Source organism: Mariniblastus fucicola (genome assembly GCF_008087665.1).
GTDB lineage: Bacteria > Planctomycetota > Planctomycetia > Pirellulales > Pirellulaceae > Mariniblastus > Mariniblastus fucicola.
Map to the genome: position 1 here is coordinate 3,205,289 of NZ_CP042912.1, position 17,181 is coordinate 3,222,469.

At 53.5% G+C, this 17,181-nt stretch carries 12 protein-coding genes; 5 read left to right on the plus strand and 7 right to left on the minus strand.

The window, feature by feature from the left end; all coding sequences use genetic code 11:
- Nucleotides 1-22: 22 nt before the first annotated feature.
- Complete coding sequence (locus tag MFFC18_RS11830; RefSeq protein WP_148618830.1) at nt 23-334, plus strand: hypothetical protein; 312 nt, start codon at nt 23-25, stop codon at nt 332-334.
- A gap of 247 nt (nt 335-581) precedes the next feature.
- A complete protein-coding gene (locus MFFC18_RS11835) occupies nt 582-1,826 on the plus strand; it encodes a hypothetical protein (protein ID WP_148618831.1) in 1,245 nt (414 codons plus the stop codon).
- A 260-nt stretch (nt 1,827-2,086) separates the two neighbouring features.
- Here MFFC18_RS11835 and MFFC18_RS24940 read toward each other — a convergent pair whose 3' ends face one another.
- Nucleotides 2,087-2,239: a hypothetical protein gene (locus MFFC18_RS24940; RefSeq protein WP_157665150.1), complete on the minus strand. Its 153-nt coding sequence runs from the start codon at nt 2,237-2,239 to the stop codon at nt 2,087-2,089.
- A 111-nt stretch (nt 2,240-2,350) separates the two neighbouring features.
- Nucleotides 2,351-5,053, minus strand: a complete 2,703-nt coding sequence (gene acnA / locus MFFC18_RS11840) for an aconitate hydratase AcnA (RefSeq protein WP_075084587.1) — start codon at nt 5,051-5,053, stop codon at nt 2,351-2,353.
- A gap of 260 nt (nt 5,054-5,313) precedes the next feature.
- On the opposite strand from acnA, the gene MFFC18_RS11845 reads away from it, so the two are divergent.
- Nucleotides 5,314-5,805 (plus strand): GNAT family N-acetyltransferase, encoded by a 492-nt coding sequence (locus MFFC18_RS11845; protein ID WP_075084588.1) that lies wholly within the window; start codon nt 5,314-5,316, stop codon nt 5,803-5,805.
- Nucleotides 5,806-5,921: 116 nt separating this feature from the next.
- On the opposite strand, the gene MFFC18_RS11850 is transcribed toward MFFC18_RS11845, so the two are convergent.
- On the minus strand, nt 5,922-9,428 hold the full coding sequence (locus MFFC18_RS11850; protein WP_084417124.1) for a DUF7133 domain-containing protein: 3,507 nt from the start codon (nt 9,426-9,428) through the stop codon (nt 5,922-5,924).
- A 723-nt stretch (nt 9,429-10,151) separates the two neighbouring features.
- Between MFFC18_RS11850 and fusA the strand changes: the two genes are divergently transcribed.
- Nucleotides 10,152-12,257, plus strand: a complete 2,106-nt coding sequence (gene fusA, locus MFFC18_RS11855; protein ID WP_075084590.1) for an elongation factor G — start codon at nt 10,152-10,154, stop codon at nt 12,255-12,257.
- Between the two features lie 462 nt (nt 12,258-12,719).
- On the plus strand, nt 12,720-13,259 hold the full coding sequence (locus tag MFFC18_RS11860; RefSeq protein WP_075084592.1) for a hypothetical protein: 540 nt from the start codon (nt 12,720-12,722) through the stop codon (nt 13,257-13,259).
- A gap of 15 nt (nt 13,260-13,274) precedes the next feature.
- On the opposite strand, the gene MFFC18_RS11865 is transcribed toward MFFC18_RS11860, so the two are convergent.
- From MFFC18_RS11865 to MFFC18_RS11880, 4 genes are all read right to left on the minus strand, one after another.
- Nucleotides 13,275-13,820, minus strand: coding sequence for a GNAT family N-acetyltransferase (locus tag MFFC18_RS11865; RefSeq protein WP_244949110.1), 546 nt, complete (start codon nt 13,818-13,820; stop codon nt 13,275-13,277).
- 131 nt (nt 13,821-13,951) lie between these two features.
- Nucleotides 13,952-14,647: an oxygen-insensitive NAD(P)H nitroreductase gene (nfsB, locus tag MFFC18_RS11870; RefSeq protein WP_075084593.1), complete on the minus strand. Its 696-nt coding sequence runs from the start codon at nt 14,645-14,647 to the stop codon at nt 13,952-13,954.
- 206 nt (nt 14,648-14,853) lie between these two features.
- Nucleotides 14,854-15,756, minus strand: coding sequence for an SDR family NAD(P)-dependent oxidoreductase (locus tag MFFC18_RS11875; protein WP_244949111.1), 903 nt, complete (start codon nt 15,754-15,756; stop codon nt 14,854-14,856).
- Nucleotides 15,757-15,824: 68 nt separating this feature from the next.
- Nucleotides 15,825-17,153: an alkyl/aryl-sulfatase gene (locus MFFC18_RS11880; RefSeq protein ID WP_202907541.1), complete on the minus strand. Its 1,329-nt coding sequence runs from the start codon at nt 17,151-17,153 to the stop codon at nt 15,825-15,827.
- Between the last annotated feature and the right edge of the window lie 28 nt (nt 17,154-17,181).

A 17,181-nucleotide genomic window follows, 5' to 3' on the forward strand; every position in this document is an offset into this window, starting at 1 on the left:
CGGGCAGCCGACAGCTCCAATCATGATTCCATTTTCCGTTCCGGATGAATTCTCCGACGGCAAACGTTCTTGGGAGCTAGTCCCGGGAGAACCCACGAACGCCGACAATTCGTTGATCGGTAAGTTCTTTGAACAGCAGCCGGATTTAATTGGGAGTCCTGACTGGACGGGGAACCCGGAAAAGTACGTTTGCTCAACAGCAAGGTCACTGAAACGATTTTACTGGTTCAGCGGCAACTCGGAGAATCCGTCGTGGAATGCAATTGAATTCAACGGCTCCAAATTTCAACAACTTGGCGGTATCGGTGCGCCTGGCATCGAAGCATCAGAATAAACTTACTCTCAAAGACAAATCTACAATGAACATACAAGAACAGAATCAATTCCCAACTTGCAATCGTGTGCGTTGCCGTTGGCAGCTAGTTTTCGCATTCGCACTGTTGAACTTTTGCGTCGTCAACTTCCCTGGATGCGGAACTGAAAAGGTTCAGACAAATGGCACAACTGATAATTCATCCGAATCGGAGCCGGAGGATATGGGGCACAGCGCGTCCCTGGCTTCATTGGCATCCGCTCGAACCTTGACTCGACTGTTCTGGCAGGATCGTGATGGCGCGACGATGTACGTTGCTGATTTGGTGCAGAATGGCGTAACATTCGAAGTGGACCAAGCCAGAATCAAAGAGTTTCCGCCGGTATCGCCTGAGGAGAATGATCTTGTGCAAATGGTCGTTGTTCGTGGCCAGCTTGTCGTCGGCGTTCGCGATCACGAAAACGGAGAACGGCACAGTGGTTGGCTGGAGATCAATACAGGCGTTGAAGAAGAGGACCACGGAGACCATTCGCATTGGCACTACAGTTCGGATGCGACGGTGACTTCGGCGAAGCTTGATACCCAGCAAGGCAATCCGGCTCACGTCTATCGGTATGGGAATTCTGTCTATATCGCCAACGACAAGAATAATGGATTTACCCAGATCAATCCACTGAATGGCTCTTCAAGGTTTTTCACTGGTGGTGGCGGCCACATAACCATGGCTGCGGTCAATGATCGGATTGCGTACAGCACGTGGATCGATCGGAATGGCGACAACAAGGGGCGTGTTGATGTCGTCAATTTGCGGAACCAGAAAACCGAACCGGCTTACTCTTTCAATCTGCCATTTGGCGGCATCCATGGAGCCGGAGCCTGTGGCAATCGAGTTTACTTTGCGCCGGCTCACGGCGTCTGTTGGGTGAACTGCGACTTCGACTTCGCCGAGACTGCTGACACGGTGAAAATTAATCATCTATCGCTCGATGAAGATCCGACAGGAACCGACTATCGAACAGGAGCGTTCACATCGTTCCGGGATCACATGCTGTGTATCGCCAGCAGTAAATCGGGAAAGCCGGCACTTTGCGTGATCAATGCGACAGCGCCCAACCCGGAAGTGACTCGAATTCCTTGTGACAATTTTGATGAAGGGATGAAGCTGTCGACCGTTAAGGCTACAACGGTTTCAGGGAATAAAAACTTTGCGTTCGCGTTCGCGGAAGGCGCAGGACTTGCGGAAAAGTTACTTGTTTTTGAACTGGACCCCAACGGAGATCGCAATTTTTCTGACGCGAAACTTGTCAATGCGATTGAGGTTGGTGCGAGTAAGCTCGAAGGTCATTTTGGCCATCATGGAATCGCTTTTGTTGGCGATGGCAAGACTGCTGTCGTTTCCAATCCTGGTGACGGCACACTGTCTGTCATCGATCTTGTTCACCAGAAAGTCCATCAAACGATCGAAGTCGGTGGACAGCCAACACATATCACGAACTACGGTGAGGCGATGTAGAAGATGGGAAGCCGGGCCGAAACAGTGATAGTGTCTCGTCTGGATTCTCAAGCTTGGCAGGAGTTAAGGGCTGCGAGTACTATCGCAGCCATCACAAACTCCCTTGGAAATAATTACGCGGACTGGAAATCTCCACTGAAAAATTCAGCTGTTAGATGCGGCTCACAACCCACACCTGAGATTGAGACCAGCAACGAAGACAGCGGTGTGTCGAAGACTTGGCGATAAACTATGTTGTCCGTCTCTGCAGTGCCAAAAAGTTAACCATCCCATTCGACATTGCCAGTCACCAAGTCCGCAATTGCATTGTTCAGGTCTTGTTTTGCCAGCCAATCACGGGGCAGTCGAGTCGCCATGTCGGCAGCAGCAACGCGGGAAAGTCGGCGAACAGCGTTGGAGTCATCACGATTCACGGAAAGCCTGAGGCGGATAACAAGCAAACATACGACAGGATGTCGTAAAAAAAATGCTGCCAGCTGGTTAAAGCTGGCAGCATCGTTTGAGTTTTCGGTGCCGATTCGCGACTACAGCAAGTTTCGCAAAACGGTCTGCAGAATCCCGCCGTTGCGGTAATAGTCCATTTCGACCGGCGTGTCGATTCGAACCACTGCGTCGAACGTCAGCTCTTTCCCGTCGTCGTCCGTTGCCGTGACCTTGATCGTTGAACGAGGCTGCAAGTCGTCGCCAAGATCTGGGATCGAGAACGTCTCTTTCCCTGTCAAGCCAATCGACTGCCAAGACTGGCCGTCCGCGAATTCTAGCGGCAAAATTCCCATGCCGACCAAATTACTGCGGTGGATCCGCTCGTAGCTGGCAGCGATCACAGCTTTCACGCCAAGCATCATCGTGCCCTTGGCCGCCCAGTCGCGACTCGAACCCGTGCCGTACTCTTTCCCGGCAAGCACGACCAGCGAAGTGTCATCAGCCTGATACTTCATCGATGCGTCGTAGATCGACATGACTTCACCCGAAGGGATATGCGTCGTCCATCCGCCTTCGGTGCCCGGCGCCAACTGGTTACGGATGCGAATGTTGGCGAACGTACCGCGGACCATCACGCGATCGTTTCCGCGCCGCGAACCGAAGCTGTTGAACGAAGCCGGCTCAACGCCATGTTCCTGCAAGTATCGACCGGCAGGGCCGTCTTTGGCGATTGCGCCCGCAGGAGAAATGTGGTCCGTCGTGACGCTGTCGCCAAGCAAAGCCAAACATCGAGCACCGCTGATCGGTTCAATGGACTTCACTTCCTTCGTCAAACCGGCGAGGAATGGAGGCTCCTGAATATAAGTACTCGCATCGCTCCATTCGTACAGGTCACCTTCGCCGACTTTGATCGCGTTCCAGGTTTCATTCGAATCAAACGCGTTGCCGTATTGGTTTTGGAACATTTCCGGCGAAAGGCTCGCGTCGAGAACCGTTTGGACTTCGTCGTGTGAAGGCCAGACGTCTTTCAGGAACACATCGGCACCGCTCGAATCCTTGCCCAGCGGTTCGGTCACCAAGTCGATGTCCGTGGTGCCTGCCAAAGCGTACGCCACGACCAGCGGTGGGCTGGCGAGGTAGTTGGCTTTGGTCATCGGATTGACGCGACCTTCAAAGTTCCGGTTTCCGGACAGGACGCTCGACGCGACCAACTCACCGGCAACGATGGCGTCAGAAACAGGTTGCGGCAGCGGCCCGCTGTTGCCGATGCACGATGTGCAGCCGTATCCAACGGTGTGGAATCCGAGCGATTCCAGCGACTTTGTCAGGCCAGATTTGTCGAGGTATTCCGTGACGACGCGAGAGCCCGGAGCGAGGCTGGTTTTCACGTATGGCGGAACGGTCAAGCCGCGTTCGGCAGCTTTCTTGGCCAACAATCCGGCCGCGATCATAACGGACGGGTTACTGGTGTTGGTGCAGCTGGTGATCGCCGCAATGACGACGGCGCCGTGGCCGATCATCGAGGAATGACCGTTGTTTTCGACCTTGGCTTCCTTATCGAGCACGTCCGTATCGAGTCCGAATCCGCTGTGTCCGACCGGCGCGACCAGAGAGCTGTTGAAAGCGTTCTTCATGTCAGAAAGCGCGATGCGATCCTGGGGCCGTTTGGGGCCGGCAAGCGAAGGTTCAACCGTCGACAGGTCCAGCTTTAGCGTGCGAGTGAACTCAATCTTCTCTTCGCCGGTTCGGAACAGGCCTTGGGCTTTCGTGTAAGCCTCCACCGTTTGAACTTCTTCGGTGGAACGACCTGTTCGGCGCATGTAGTCCAGTGTCTCGTCGTCGATCGGGAAGAAACCCATTGTCGCACCGTATTCAGGCGCCATATTCGCCAGCGTTGCTCGGTCCGCCAGAGGCATGCTGTTCACGCCTTCGCCAAAGAACTCAACGAATTTTCCGACCACGCCGGCTTCGCGAAGTTGCTGCGTCGCGGTCAGAACCATGTCCGTTGCCGTGGCTCCCGGAGAAAGTTTTCCAACCAATTCGAATCCGACGACTTCCGGCAACAGCATGTAGATTGGCTGGCCCAACATCGCGGCTTCAGCTTCGATGCCGCCGACACCCCAACCCAAAACTCCCAGGCCGTTGATCATTGTCGTGTGCGAGTCAGTGCCGACCAGCGTGTCCGGAACCGCGACAGGGCCCTGTTCGTCTTCGCGAACGAAAACGCCTTTTGCCAGAAATTCAAGATTCACCTGGTGAACGATTCCGACGTTTGGCGGAACGACGCGAAAATTGTCAAACGCTTTCTGGCCCCAGCGAAGAAATTCGTAACGCTCGCGGTTGCGTTTGAACTCAAGTTCGACGTTTGCCGATAGTGCCGCGCTACTGCCGAACTGGTCGACTTGCACCGAGTGGTCAATCACGAGGTCGACAGGAATCAGCGGATTGATCTTCTTTGCGTCGCCACCGAGTCGGGCCATTGCGTTTCGCATTGCCGCCAGGTCCACGACGGCTGGAACGCCGGTGAAGTCCTGCAATACAACGCGTGCAGGTTTGAACGGGATCTCGACTTTGGCTGGACTCGACGCGTCATAGTTGGCGAGATTGACGACGTCTTCTTTGGTGACGATCTTGCCGTCACAGTTTCGCAACACGGACTCCAGCAAAACACGAATCGAGAAAGGCAGTTTGTCGACATTGCCGATGCCTTGCTCCTGGAGCTTGCCGATCTGGTAGATACCGATTTCTTTCCCCGCAGCGTTGAACGTGGTACGGGTATTGAAAGCGTCGGAAGGCGAACTCATTTTGGAACCTTTTAGCTGGTCGCGGTGGTGCGAATTACGAAATCGTTGAACCAATTATCATAGTTTTTTTGGGCTTAAAATGTCAACGGGTCCAGCGACGTTATCGGAGGTTCCGCTCACCGGTGGGCGATCTGGCTCGTTCCTGAAGATTCAAATGTTTCCGGCAGTTGCTACACTCGTTACCCAGGTTCCCAGGGCGATTCTGTGTTCCAGAATACCTCCGTCCAACTTCGGTTTCTTTTTCTGAAAACAGTCTGCTCATGATCCGTCCAGTCCAGGCGTCTGACGCCGCCGCGTTCGCCGACATCTACAATCACTATATCGACGAAACGATTGTGACGTTCGAATACGATCGGGTCGACGCCTCAGTCTTCGAGGCTCGGATCCGCAACGTCACCGATGGTGGATTTCCGTGGCTGAGTTTTGTCGATCCGGAAACGGACCAGGTCGTCGGATTTGCTTACGCGGGCAAGTGGCGTGAACGAGTCGCGTACCGCTTCGTTGTCGAAAGCGCAATTTATCTTCGCGACGGGTGGGGAGGGCAGGGCATCGGCAAGCGATTGTATCTGGAGCTGTTTCAGCAATTGCGTGAGAGAAAGTTTCGCAGCGTGATCGCCGGAATTTCGCTGCCCAACGAAGCCAGTATTGCGACGCACCGTTCGATGGGTTTTCGCAAAGTCGGTGTGTTCGAGAAAGTCGGATTCAAATTCGACCGCTGGATCGATGTCGAGTTTTGGCAATTAGAGCTGTAGCCCGCATCGCGGATACCGATCAACAGGATTTGGCGAGTCGCCGCTGACGTTCTCTCGCAAGGCGAAAAAAAAGGGCGGGCAACATTGCCCACCCTGTGTGAATCTGCAACGGCCGCCTATTCGTGACCCGCTGCCGCTGGGGCTACAGGTGTGACGCGTTTGGAAAGGTACTCGACCAGGTCTCGCAACTCGTCTTTCGTAAGTTGCTCAGCCATTCCCTCAGGCATCGAAGACTTTCCGTCTTTTCTGCCTTCGATGGTGTCGAGGTCAATCCAGCTGACGACACCTTCATTGTCCATCAACGCGAGCTGCGTTTCGGTTTGTTCTTTGACGACTCCGACGTGAGTCAAGCCATCGTCTGTTGCCACAATAATTTGCCCGAACCCATCCGCGATCTTTGCATTTGGATCAACGACAGACTCCAAAACGCCGAACCGATCGTAGATTTTCCCAACGCCTGAAATATCGGGCCCGACTCGGCCTCCGTCACCATCAATGCGATGGCAACGTCGACAGGAAACTTCTCCCTTGTAGCGGAACACGTCGCGTCCCGCATCCGCGTCGCCGCCTTTCAACGCCCACGTGTAACGGTCCGCCAGCTTTGGTTTCGCGGCAAGATCGTTCAGGTATCCGCTGGCTTTTTCAGCCAACGTTCCCCCACGCTGTTCACAAGCTTTGAGGACATCGAGTCCAAGTTCCTGAGTCAACGAGCCATCTTTTAAAGCGGTGAACGCGTTGTTGAGCATCGTTTCACTTTCAGGATTCTTCATGTTGCCAAGCGTTACGAAAGCCTTTTGCTTTTGCTGAATGACGCCTTTCTCCGTGCTGTTGTCTTCGATGAGTTTCCCAAGCTTCAAGGCAGCCAACGACGGATCTTTTCGGGACAGCACATCAATGTAGGCCGACGTGAGCTCGCGAGGCATCGCGTCGCCTTCAGCGTCAAGCGACGTGAGAGCATTGTCGAGACCTTCGAACTTCAGTTCCTCAAGCGAAACCAACGCCGAAGCGCGCGTCTGGCCGCGGGCATTTTTGTCCATCACAATGTTCAGGATCTGCGGTGCAGCTTTCTTGACCCGAAGTTTCGCTGCGACATTGACGACCTCAGCCACGACTGTTTTGTCAATCGAATCAAGGTTGTCGAGGACGTCGCCAAGCACGGCAACTGCGTCGGCAACATTGCGGCGCGAATTGTCGATCTGGCGATACGAATTGTTAACGGGATCATGTGGATCTGGAGTTTCCCATGCTCCCAGTAACTTCATCGCGTCGATTTTTCGGTCCGACTCATAGTCGCTTTCGGAAACGAATTTGCCCAACCGTTCTGCTGACGCTTTGTCACCGATTCGATTGTTGGCACTGATCGCGCGACGAATCATGTGATCCGACAGCCCCGATTTGGCGACCAGTTTCGCCAGCGGTTCCATCACATCATCCATTTGTAAATCGTGTACGGCTCGAGCTGCTTCAAGAGCAATCTTTGCGTCCGAATCGTCAACCAGTTTACCGAGCAATCGTGAGACATAGGTGTTGTCTCGCGTGTTCAGCACATTGAACTCGAACTGTTTGCGAAGTGCGACCACGGTCGCCAGGCGAACGGCAGCCGACTCATGCGAGGCCATCGCATCGATGAAGTTGGATTCGCCTTTTTCGTGTTCCTTGATCGCGATTCCACGGATCGCCATGATGCCTCCATGACGAACGATTGGGTCCGTGTTGTCGTTCTCGGTCAGCAGTTTCACAATCGCGTCGGCTGAGGAATCGTTTCCGATCGTGCCCAGCCCCATCGCTGCTTCATAGCGAACTTTGGCGCTCTCGTCAGCACAATGCTTGACCAACTTCGCCTGCATTGCGGGAAAGAACTCAGTCGCCAAACGAACGGCTTCGCGACGCACGAATTGATCGCCATCGTCGAACCACGCCAGCATCTGTTTTTCCAGTTTTTCATCCGCAGCCATTCCACCGCGGAGCAATTGTCCGATTCCCCACATCGCGTGGATGCGAGGTAGCGTTGCGTCTCCTCCGGAAGCCGACGTTCGAAGCATGTCCACGTCCTTACGGCGAACCAATTCGAACTGTGCCTCTTGTCGCACGCGTTGGTCTTTATGGCCGAGCAGGCCGGCGACTTCTTCAACCGGTTTGTCGGCAAGTCCGTCACGCAGGATGGATTCAACTTCTTTGACGATCGGATCCTTGATCTTTTCCTCATCGAAGAACGTATAGATCCGGCCCTTGTTTTCCCCTTCCCAACCGAACACCCAGTCAGAAAGATAGAGCTTGCCGTCGGAAGCAAAATCGATGTCCGTTACTAGCGTCGCCCAAAACGGTTGCTCGTCATCGACCAGTTCGTAAAACGCTCCTTGTGGCTTGTTGCGAAACGAACGTACGCCGCTGTTTCCTGGAGTACCGCGGAAGTCGCAGAGAAAGAACCGCTCGTTGAAATCGTCTGAAAATCCGGTGCCCGGGTAGTACTCAAGCCCCGACGGTCCATCAGAAATGTTTTTGATACACGGGATCACATAAGCCGGTTTGTCCGTGTTTTCATCATCCCAAATCAACTCGCGATTCCACGGTCCGCGATCGCCAAGGTATTGAAAATACATTCGCCAGCCAGAGTCGCCGCCGGGAACGACGTAAGTCCAACGTGCTTCGTCGCCACCGTCGGAGTTGTTGTCTCCGGTGAACAGGTCGCCATAGTCGTCGAACGCGAGTTCCTGCGGGTTACGCAAACCGGTTGCGAAAACTTCCAGGTTGCTGCCGTCGAGATTGCAACGGAAAACAGCTCCACTGGCTGGATCACGCAAGTTCGGTGCAATGTCGTAGCCGCGGTCCCCGATGCTGAAATACAAGCGTCCGTCAGGCCCAACAATCAATCCATGCGAATCATGTCCGCGAAACGCAAAACGGACTCCGTAACCTGTCGATAGCGACGTGCGCTCATCGGAAACGAGGTCGCCGTCAGTGTCCTTGAGCATGAACAAGTCGGGAATACATGTGTAGTAAACGTTGCCTCGATAGGAGAGCACTCCGGCACCGGTTCCCATTTCCAAATCGTTGAAGCCATTGGCGAAGACTTTTGAAACGTCTGCTTTGCCGTCGCCGTCCGTGTCGGACAACACACGGATGCGATCGTCGAAACGCGTGTACGATTCTTTGGCTTCCGGGTGATGCTTAAGCACATAGTCAATCCGGTCCTGAACGGTCTGGGCCTGCAGGTCGTCGTCCAGCCAATACGAGTGATTCCGATTGTCTTCGATCGCTTTTCCCTGGCGATACGTTTCGCAAACATACATATTGCCCTGGTAGTCACGGTGGATGGCGACAATGTTGCCAACGTCAGGCTCGGCAGCGTACTGCTCGCAGATGACGCCTTCCGGGAACTTGAAAGAATCGATCGCCGACACGCCCGCGTTACTGGCTGCGGCCAGCACAGGCTCTTCTGGCGCAGGTGTCTCGTTGTCGTCATCGTTCAAAATTCGAGCGGCATGAAGTGGCGAAAGTCCGCTATCCGAAAGCAACGCGGTGGCGACAACTGCCACGCCCAGTACTGAGCAGATTCCGCTTAGCAGCACTCGGGAAACTGACTGCCAACGGCAACATCCTGTCGATTCTGGTCTCAAACTCATCAAGCCTGTCTCACTATGGTTTTCTACGCTGCGGCCGTTTGGAAACGAGTCAGGGAGCTGCCGCGAAAGACTTCCCTGCTGATAATATAACCCACGATTGTTGCACGACGATCTGATATTGTCACGGCAACGCGAAGATCGCCGCCTATAGAGCTCTTTGGAGGGGGCAAGCGCGGTGGAATGGCTGATCGGGCTTGACCCAGTTTTTAGATCACTCGTTCGCACGATAAGGGCGGCTGATTCTCATTGCGGACGAGACTAAGCCCTCGAACAACGTTGGTCAGGCCTTTTCCATACGCAGAATGCGGGATGAAGTGATCTGTCGTCGTTTCGCGGATGACCATGCATCGCTCGTTAAGCGGATTCTCATTCTGCGAGGGGCGAGCTTTGTCTGTGGAGATTTTACTGAGCCTTGGCCGTCGTCGCTGTGTCGAAGACATTCGTGGATTATTAGTAAGTGGTCTTTTCTAAATCGTCGATTCAATTAAGATTCCGGTGCGGAATAATCTCGGCCTTTAGCCAGTGGTGACCAAAACCGCCAGGAGTCCATTTTTCGATTCGACTGGAATCGATTCAATAACGTCGCTTTCTTTGACTCCTTGAGCATCAACGCAGCATTTGCGTTACCGGTCCACAATTGCTTTGCCGAACATTACCGTGTTGATTTTGCGAATATTTATTAACTTCTCACCCTACGGGACAACGCTAGTTGCTGGTGCTTGAATGAACCTGAAAAAAGTCCGAAACATCGGTATCTCCGCCCACATTGACTCCGGAAAAACGACTCTGAGTGAGCGTATCCTGTTTTACACAGGTCGTATTCACAAGATTGAGGAAGTTCGCGGTGGCGGTGACGGCGCGACCATGGACCACATGGAACTCGAGAAGGAGCGCGGCATCACGATCACAAGTGCTGCGACGTCAGTGACTTGGGGTGATTACTCAATCAACCTGATCGACACGCCTGGTCACGTTGACTTCACGGTTGAAGTAGAGCGTTCGCTTCGCGTTCTCGACGGCGCCGTTCTGGTTCTGTGCTCGGTCGGTGGTGTTCAGGCTCAATCGCTTACTGTGGATCGTCAAATGCGACGTTACGGTGTGCCTCGTTTGGCTTTCATCAACAAGATGGACCGAACGGGTGCGGATCCGTTTAGCGTTATGCAACAGATGCGCGACAAGCTCAACGCGAACGCCGTCATGTTCCAGTACCCAATTGGGGCTGGCGAAACTTTCGAAGGTTGTGTCGACCTGATCACAGGCAAGGCGTATTACCACGAAGGTGCCAAGGGCGAGAAAGTCATTGAGAAAGATTGCCCTGAGGAGCTCAAGGACGAAGTTGCTGAAAAGCGTCAGGAAATGCTCGAGGCACTTTCGATGTTCAGCGACGAGATGATGGAAATGCTTCTCAGCGAAGAAGAAGTTCCTAGCGAGTTGGTTTACAAAGTTGCCAAAGAAGCGATTCAGTCGCAAAGTATCACGCCAGTCTACATGGGCACGGCATTGGGCAACAAAGGAGTCCAGCCTTTGATCGACGCGGTTTGTGAATACTTGCCGTCACCGCTGGAGCGTGAGATCAAGGCGAAAGCTTTTGACAATCCGGAAGAGGAATATCCGCTTGAGCCAGATCCGAAGAAGCCATTCGTTGGCATGGGGTTCAAGCTCGTCGAAGACGCGTTCGGCCAGCTGACTTACATGCGTATCTACCAAGGTACGATCAAGAAGGGTGAAACGTATTACAACCAGCGTACCGGACGTAAAGAACGTTTCAGCCGAATTGTTCGTATGCACTCGGATAAACGTGAAGAGCTCGATGAAGCCGAAGCTGGCGATATCGTTGCGATCATGGGTATCGATGCGGCTTCTGGTGATACTTACGCCGATGCACCGAAGATGTGTTCACTGGAAAACATTTTCGTTCCAGAAGCCGTTATCACCGTCGCGATCGAACCTGCTGAGCGTAGCTCGAGCGAAAAACTTGGTAAAGCTTTACAGCGTTTCCGCAAGGAAGATCCTACGTTCCGCGTTTCTACCGACGAAGAGTCTGGTGAAACGTTGATCGCGGGAATGGGTGAGCTTCACCTCGATATTTACGTTGAGCGTATCAAGCGTGAATACAAACTTGAAGTCACCGTTGGTGCTCCGAAAGTTTCGTATCGCGAGACGCCGACGAAGTCTGCTGATTTCGACTACAAGCACAAGAAACAGTCTGGTGGTTCGGGTCAATTCGCTCACATCAAAGGTGCTCTGGAAGTTCTCGCTGAGGACGACGAAGAGGGCGGCGACGAGCGTTTTGTATTCGAGGATTCGATCGTTTCTGGTCGTATTCCAAAGCAGTTCATTCCTGCGGTTGAAAAAGGTCTACGGACTTCGATCGTCAAAGGTGTGCTCGCCGAGTACCCGGTTGTGGGACTGAAGTGTCACCTCAAAGACGGTTCGTACCACGACGTTGACTCTTCAGAGATGGCGTTCCAGACGGCTGCTCGCGGTATGTTCCGTGAGTACATGCCAAAGACAAAACCGGTTCTGCTTGAGCCAGTGATGTTGGTCGAAATCGAATCACCGGAGCAATTCCAGGGTGGTATCGTTGGTGACCTGACATCGCGTCGTGGCATCGTTGAATCAACCGACGTGAAAGCGGACGGCACGGTCACGATCATGTGCGAAGTTCCACTCAGTGAGACTTTCGGATACGCGACTGACTTGCGTTCGATGTCGCAGGGACAGGCAACTTTCTCGATGGAAGTCAAAGGTTACCGTCAGGTACCTGGCAACATCCAGGAAGAAGTCGTTGAGAAGCGTCGCAAGGAAAAAGAAGAACGCAACAAGTAGGCTTCAGCCAACTTTTTGAATTCAGAGCGGTGAGCAATGTTTTGCTCACCGCTTTTTTTGTGGCTGGTTGTAATCAGCAAGTCCACTTTCTGGTTGCGCCTTGAAACCTCCGGTAGGAAGTCAGAGAAAAGGCCTGAGGGGCAGAGCAGTAGTGCAGGATGCTGGTCCATTTTCGTCATTCGATTGCGTTTCTGTCTCGTCCAGCAAAAGGTTGCGAGGCCGGACGATAGCGCGAGGCGAATGCCCTGAGTCGGGTGAACCCGTTCAATGGTGGCTATGCGGCGACAGCAAATTTTGAATGCCGTGAAGACTGTGCAATAGCGCGTTCTGAAACTTGTTGCCCTGATCCAATCTCACGACAAGCGGTGTAAGAGGGTAATCATCAGTCGCTTTATGCGGATGGAATTTCACAAATTCATCGGCTGGTTCGATAAGGATTAAGCCCGGAACAGTTTCACCTGGATGAACCATGATTCCGTGATCGAAACTCCTTATCGCAACCCAAGTGCTCAAATGCGTTTGCTCTTTCTAATGTTCGTTCTCCTGGCAGTTTCGGTGCCGCGTGTCGCAATTGCTGAACAAGTTGATCCCAACGCATTCGACGGGATTACGACAGGAGACCGCGCCAGCTACGATCAAATCATTGAAGGAACTCCGGATTCCGTCGTTTCTTGGATCGGAAGCGAAGACCTGGCTACAAAGACGGAGCTTGATCAGCCATCGACTGTCGGAAACTTGAGCTATCTCGACGAGCTTGTCGGCAACGAGCAAGTCACTATTGCTGCCAGCATCGAAGACATCGCGGACGATTCCAACGTGGCTGACTCGAAGGGCTACTTTACGATCGACTACTCGTCGGATGCGCACGCGTTCATCGAGACCAGCGACGAAAGAAGTCGCGGGTTCAGCATTGAAACGGTTGCCGTCTCCGAACCGACCACGCTCTCTTTTGGATTTCTCAGCCTGTTGGTGTGCGGAGTCAGCCGAAGATCAAGAGGCTGAAAACGGAATCAGCGACTAAGGCTGTAGTTTTAGTTTCTTATACATGATATGAGCGTCCACGTAATTGAAACGCGGATGGTAGAAGGCATCGGGAAGAGTTCCGACGATCGCAAACCCGTGTTTTTTCCAAAGGCGAATGGCTGCTTCGTTGGTGGCCACGACAAGGTTGTATTGCATGGCTTGAAAGCCGCGGATGATGGCTTTTTGCTGAGAGTGTTCACACATCGCCGATGCAACGCCTTTGCCTCGGGCTTTGTCCGAAACGACGTAGCCGCAATTGCTGACATGATTGCCGGGGCCGGCATGGTTGGCCTTAATGTAGTACGTCCCGATGACCTCGCGATCCTCGTTCAACGCAACAAAAGTCGCCAATGGTGATTCAACCCAAAAGTGGCGAGCCATCTCTTCGGTGATGTCTGTTGGGAAAGGGTAAGTCTCACCCGCGCGGAGCACGGGTTCGAGAATCTGCCAAGTTGCTGGCCAATCCGAGTCTTCAAATGGTCGTATCATCGCTAAAGATTTCGCGTCGGGTTCTGGGATCGCTGTTTGGGAAATAAGCATGTTCGACTCCATGATCGTTCATGCTGCAGTCGCAATTCCATCGGAAGGACAAGGCAGCGACTGGATGATACGTTGATGAACAACACGGCTATTCGTCTGGCGTAAACAGAGAATGCCGTGTCGGAAAGACTTTAGACTTCAGTCAAGATCTCGGCGTACGGCAATCGAGACTTCGGGAGATTGGCGTTGTAGTCTTCTTCTGGATCGTGATATCCGAGCGTCACGACGACAAGGCTAGAGTATCCCTTTTCACGGAGGCCAAGTTCTTCGTCGAGCACTTTGACGTCAATGCCTTCCATCGGAGTTGCGTCGATTCCCAACGTCGCGACGCCCAGCAAAAACTGACCAATGTTGAGGTAAACCTGTTTGTCGATCCAGTGCTGAACGTCCTTATAGTCCTGCTTGTGCAAGTTGACGAACATCTTGCGTCCACCGTGCATTTTCATTTTGAAAGATGGGTCAGCAGCGAAACGCCCGTCGCGGTCCTCCTGTTGCAGCACTCTTAGCAGAAAGTCCTCTTCAATCGCGAGTCGACTGGCGAATACCACTACGTGCGAAGCGTTGCGGATCGATGGACTGTTGAATGGATACAAATCGTCGGTGGAATTGGCGATGCGATCCTTGCCTTCTTCGGACGACGCCAAAATGAAATGCCAAGGTTGGGCATTGGTGCTCGATGGACTAAATCGAAGCAGCTCTTTGACCTTGCTGATGTTCTCCGGCGAGATCTTCTTTTCACGGTCGTAGGCCTTGGCTGTATAACGCTTTTTCGCGTAGTAGGTGATGTCCCTGTCCTCTGTTCCTGTTTGCGTTTGCGTGTCTAACATCTTTGTCTCCTTAAATGGCAGGTGTCAGAAAGCCGTTGTCGGTACGGCTGGCGGGATTGGTTGATGTCTCGACTGAGTTGGCAAAGCATTCTGCTTTCGCCTGAATGCTCAGTCGATATACCGCTCTGGCTTTCCAATTGGCGATGCTTTTTCCCGTAGCAACCTGTGTGCCAGTTGGAAACCGGCAGTAAACCGCGAAGATTCGATCAAAACGGAATCGGCGCTGCCCGCATGTGCGCAACTGTTCGGGACGAGCGCACTTTGTTCAAAGACACTGGACGTCTAGTCGTTAGCAATTGACGACAGTACTGATTCAATCGTCGTGACGATTTCCTTGCATTTGCTGGCATCAAGGCCATCCAAATGGGGGGGGCGAAGCGTTCGGAGTCGTTGTCGAAGTACATGCCTGTCGCATTCGCGAATTCCTCACCAAGCGCCGCGCGTGTGAGAATCCTTGCGCCGATAGCCAGATCCTTACCGTCTGCGCCGTAGGCTTCTTTCACCATTTTGCTGCCCAGGAACGACCCGGGATTCACGGCAATTATTGCGGGACCGTCGTTTCCCAGTTCCAACGCAAGATGTCGGGACCACATCGTTAACGCCAGCTTGCTCTGCGCGTAAGCTTGGCTGTCATCGAGCCGGGGTGTTCCAGCTAACGCGCCCAAATCAACCGGCGCTTGTGCCGCCGAAGAAAGATTGATGACTCGCCCATTCCTGTTCAGCGTCGGCAGTAGTCGTTGTGTCAGAAGCCAGGGAGCAATTGTGTTGACCATGAATCGCACGTCGAGCCCATCTTCGGTGACGGGACTGGAAACGGTGAAGACGCCTGCGTTGTTGATCAGAATGTCAATAACGCCATGCTGCTCGGAAACTGCCGCGGCGAGTGACTCCACCTCCGAAAGGCGAGACAAATCAGCTGCGTAAGTTTTGAGTTCCGTGCCCGTGAGTTGGATGTTCAAGGACTGTTTGGCAGAAGCGAGTTTCGAGGCGCTTCGACCGTGCAGCAACACCTCATGGCCTCGCGACAACAGCATTCTGGCAGTCTCTAGCCCGATGCCGCTGGTCGCGCCTGTAATGAGAATTCGTTTCGACATATCAGTTTCTTTCAAGTTGTATTCTCTAACTCTGCGTTTGAGAATCAGGCAGCAGTTCTCCGTAAGGAGAGGTGCCGAATACGTCAGAACCACAACTCACTGAGACGACCAGACTCCAGCTCATTGGCGTAACTCACGTAGTAGTTTCGATTCGGCGCGTTGTACTCTCTTGCCGCCAAACCGCGCAGCGCTTCGATCTTTACCTTCCGAGCCAGTTTTCTGTCGGCGTCGTCGAGCCACTTCAAATGGTCCGAGAGCTCCAACGCCCATTGGAATTCGCCTTTCTCCAACGCGGCTTGCATCTGGCTGGTCAGATTTTTGGTGCCGCCGGCAAGTTCAGCGATCTTCTGCGCTTTGATCTTGGGTTGCAAAGGGCTCAGCGTGGTCGGGTTTCCGTCGTACCAGCCGAGCAGCCCAGAGTAAATCGCTCTTACGGCATGGGGCACCGTGCCGTAGTATTCGATGAGGTAAGGCTTGTCTCTCAGACGCTCCGGCAGTTTAACTGCGTGCGCAAGTTGATCGGGGCCTTTGCCCGCGTTGATGCCGTTGACCGTTTGCTTGTAGATGCTGCCGATCGCTTCGCTGTAATCTTTCAGGGCCGTGGTCGCCTGCTCTTTGCCGCGGATCGGCATCGTGTGGCCCGGGACCAAAACCCGTGGCTCAAACTCAGCCATCTTCGCGACGCTTTCTGACCAGCTCAAAACGTCGCGATAGGCCGTGCCGCGAATCGCATACAGGTTGGGGAAAGAGCTATAGAAGTTGTCGCCCGCAAACAGAACTTGTTGCTTCGGCAGCCAGATGAACATCGCATCGTCGGTCTCTCCCGGACCGATGTGAAACTCGATTTCGACACCGGCGATCGTCGTCTTCAGACCACTGTTGGGGACTGTGACGTTGGGCGGAAGGTAACCTTTGCCGCCGTCGTGATCGGCAGTCATCGCCGGAGCCACACCTCGATTGGTACTTTCGAGTGCCGACAGGTCTCGCCCGAACTGGCGGAGATTGCGTTTCGCCTTCACCGTGCTGACGGCTTTGTTCACGCCTTCGGCCGACCCGAAACTTTCCGTACCGTAGATGTCCGGTGTTTCACCTTCGACGAAAGCCGACGCGCCGCCGATGTGGTCGCCATAACTGTGGGTGTAGATGATGGCTTTGACTGGTTTGTCGCTGTGTTTGCGAAAGGCTTCAAAGGCCTTGGCCGCGCTGGAGGGTCCTTTGAGCGTGTCGATGATGATCACGCCATCGTCCCCGACGATCATCGATGTGTTGGCTCCATGGAAGCCGACGGCAACGTAAACATTGTCCGCGACTTTGACGACTTTCTGCTGAAACTGTTGTTGTTGAGCATTGAGCATCCTCAACGCCGTTTTCGGTTCGACTTGCGTTTGGCCGTCGACGCTATTGGTTGCCATATTGGTCGTGATACCGGTGGTCAGCAGG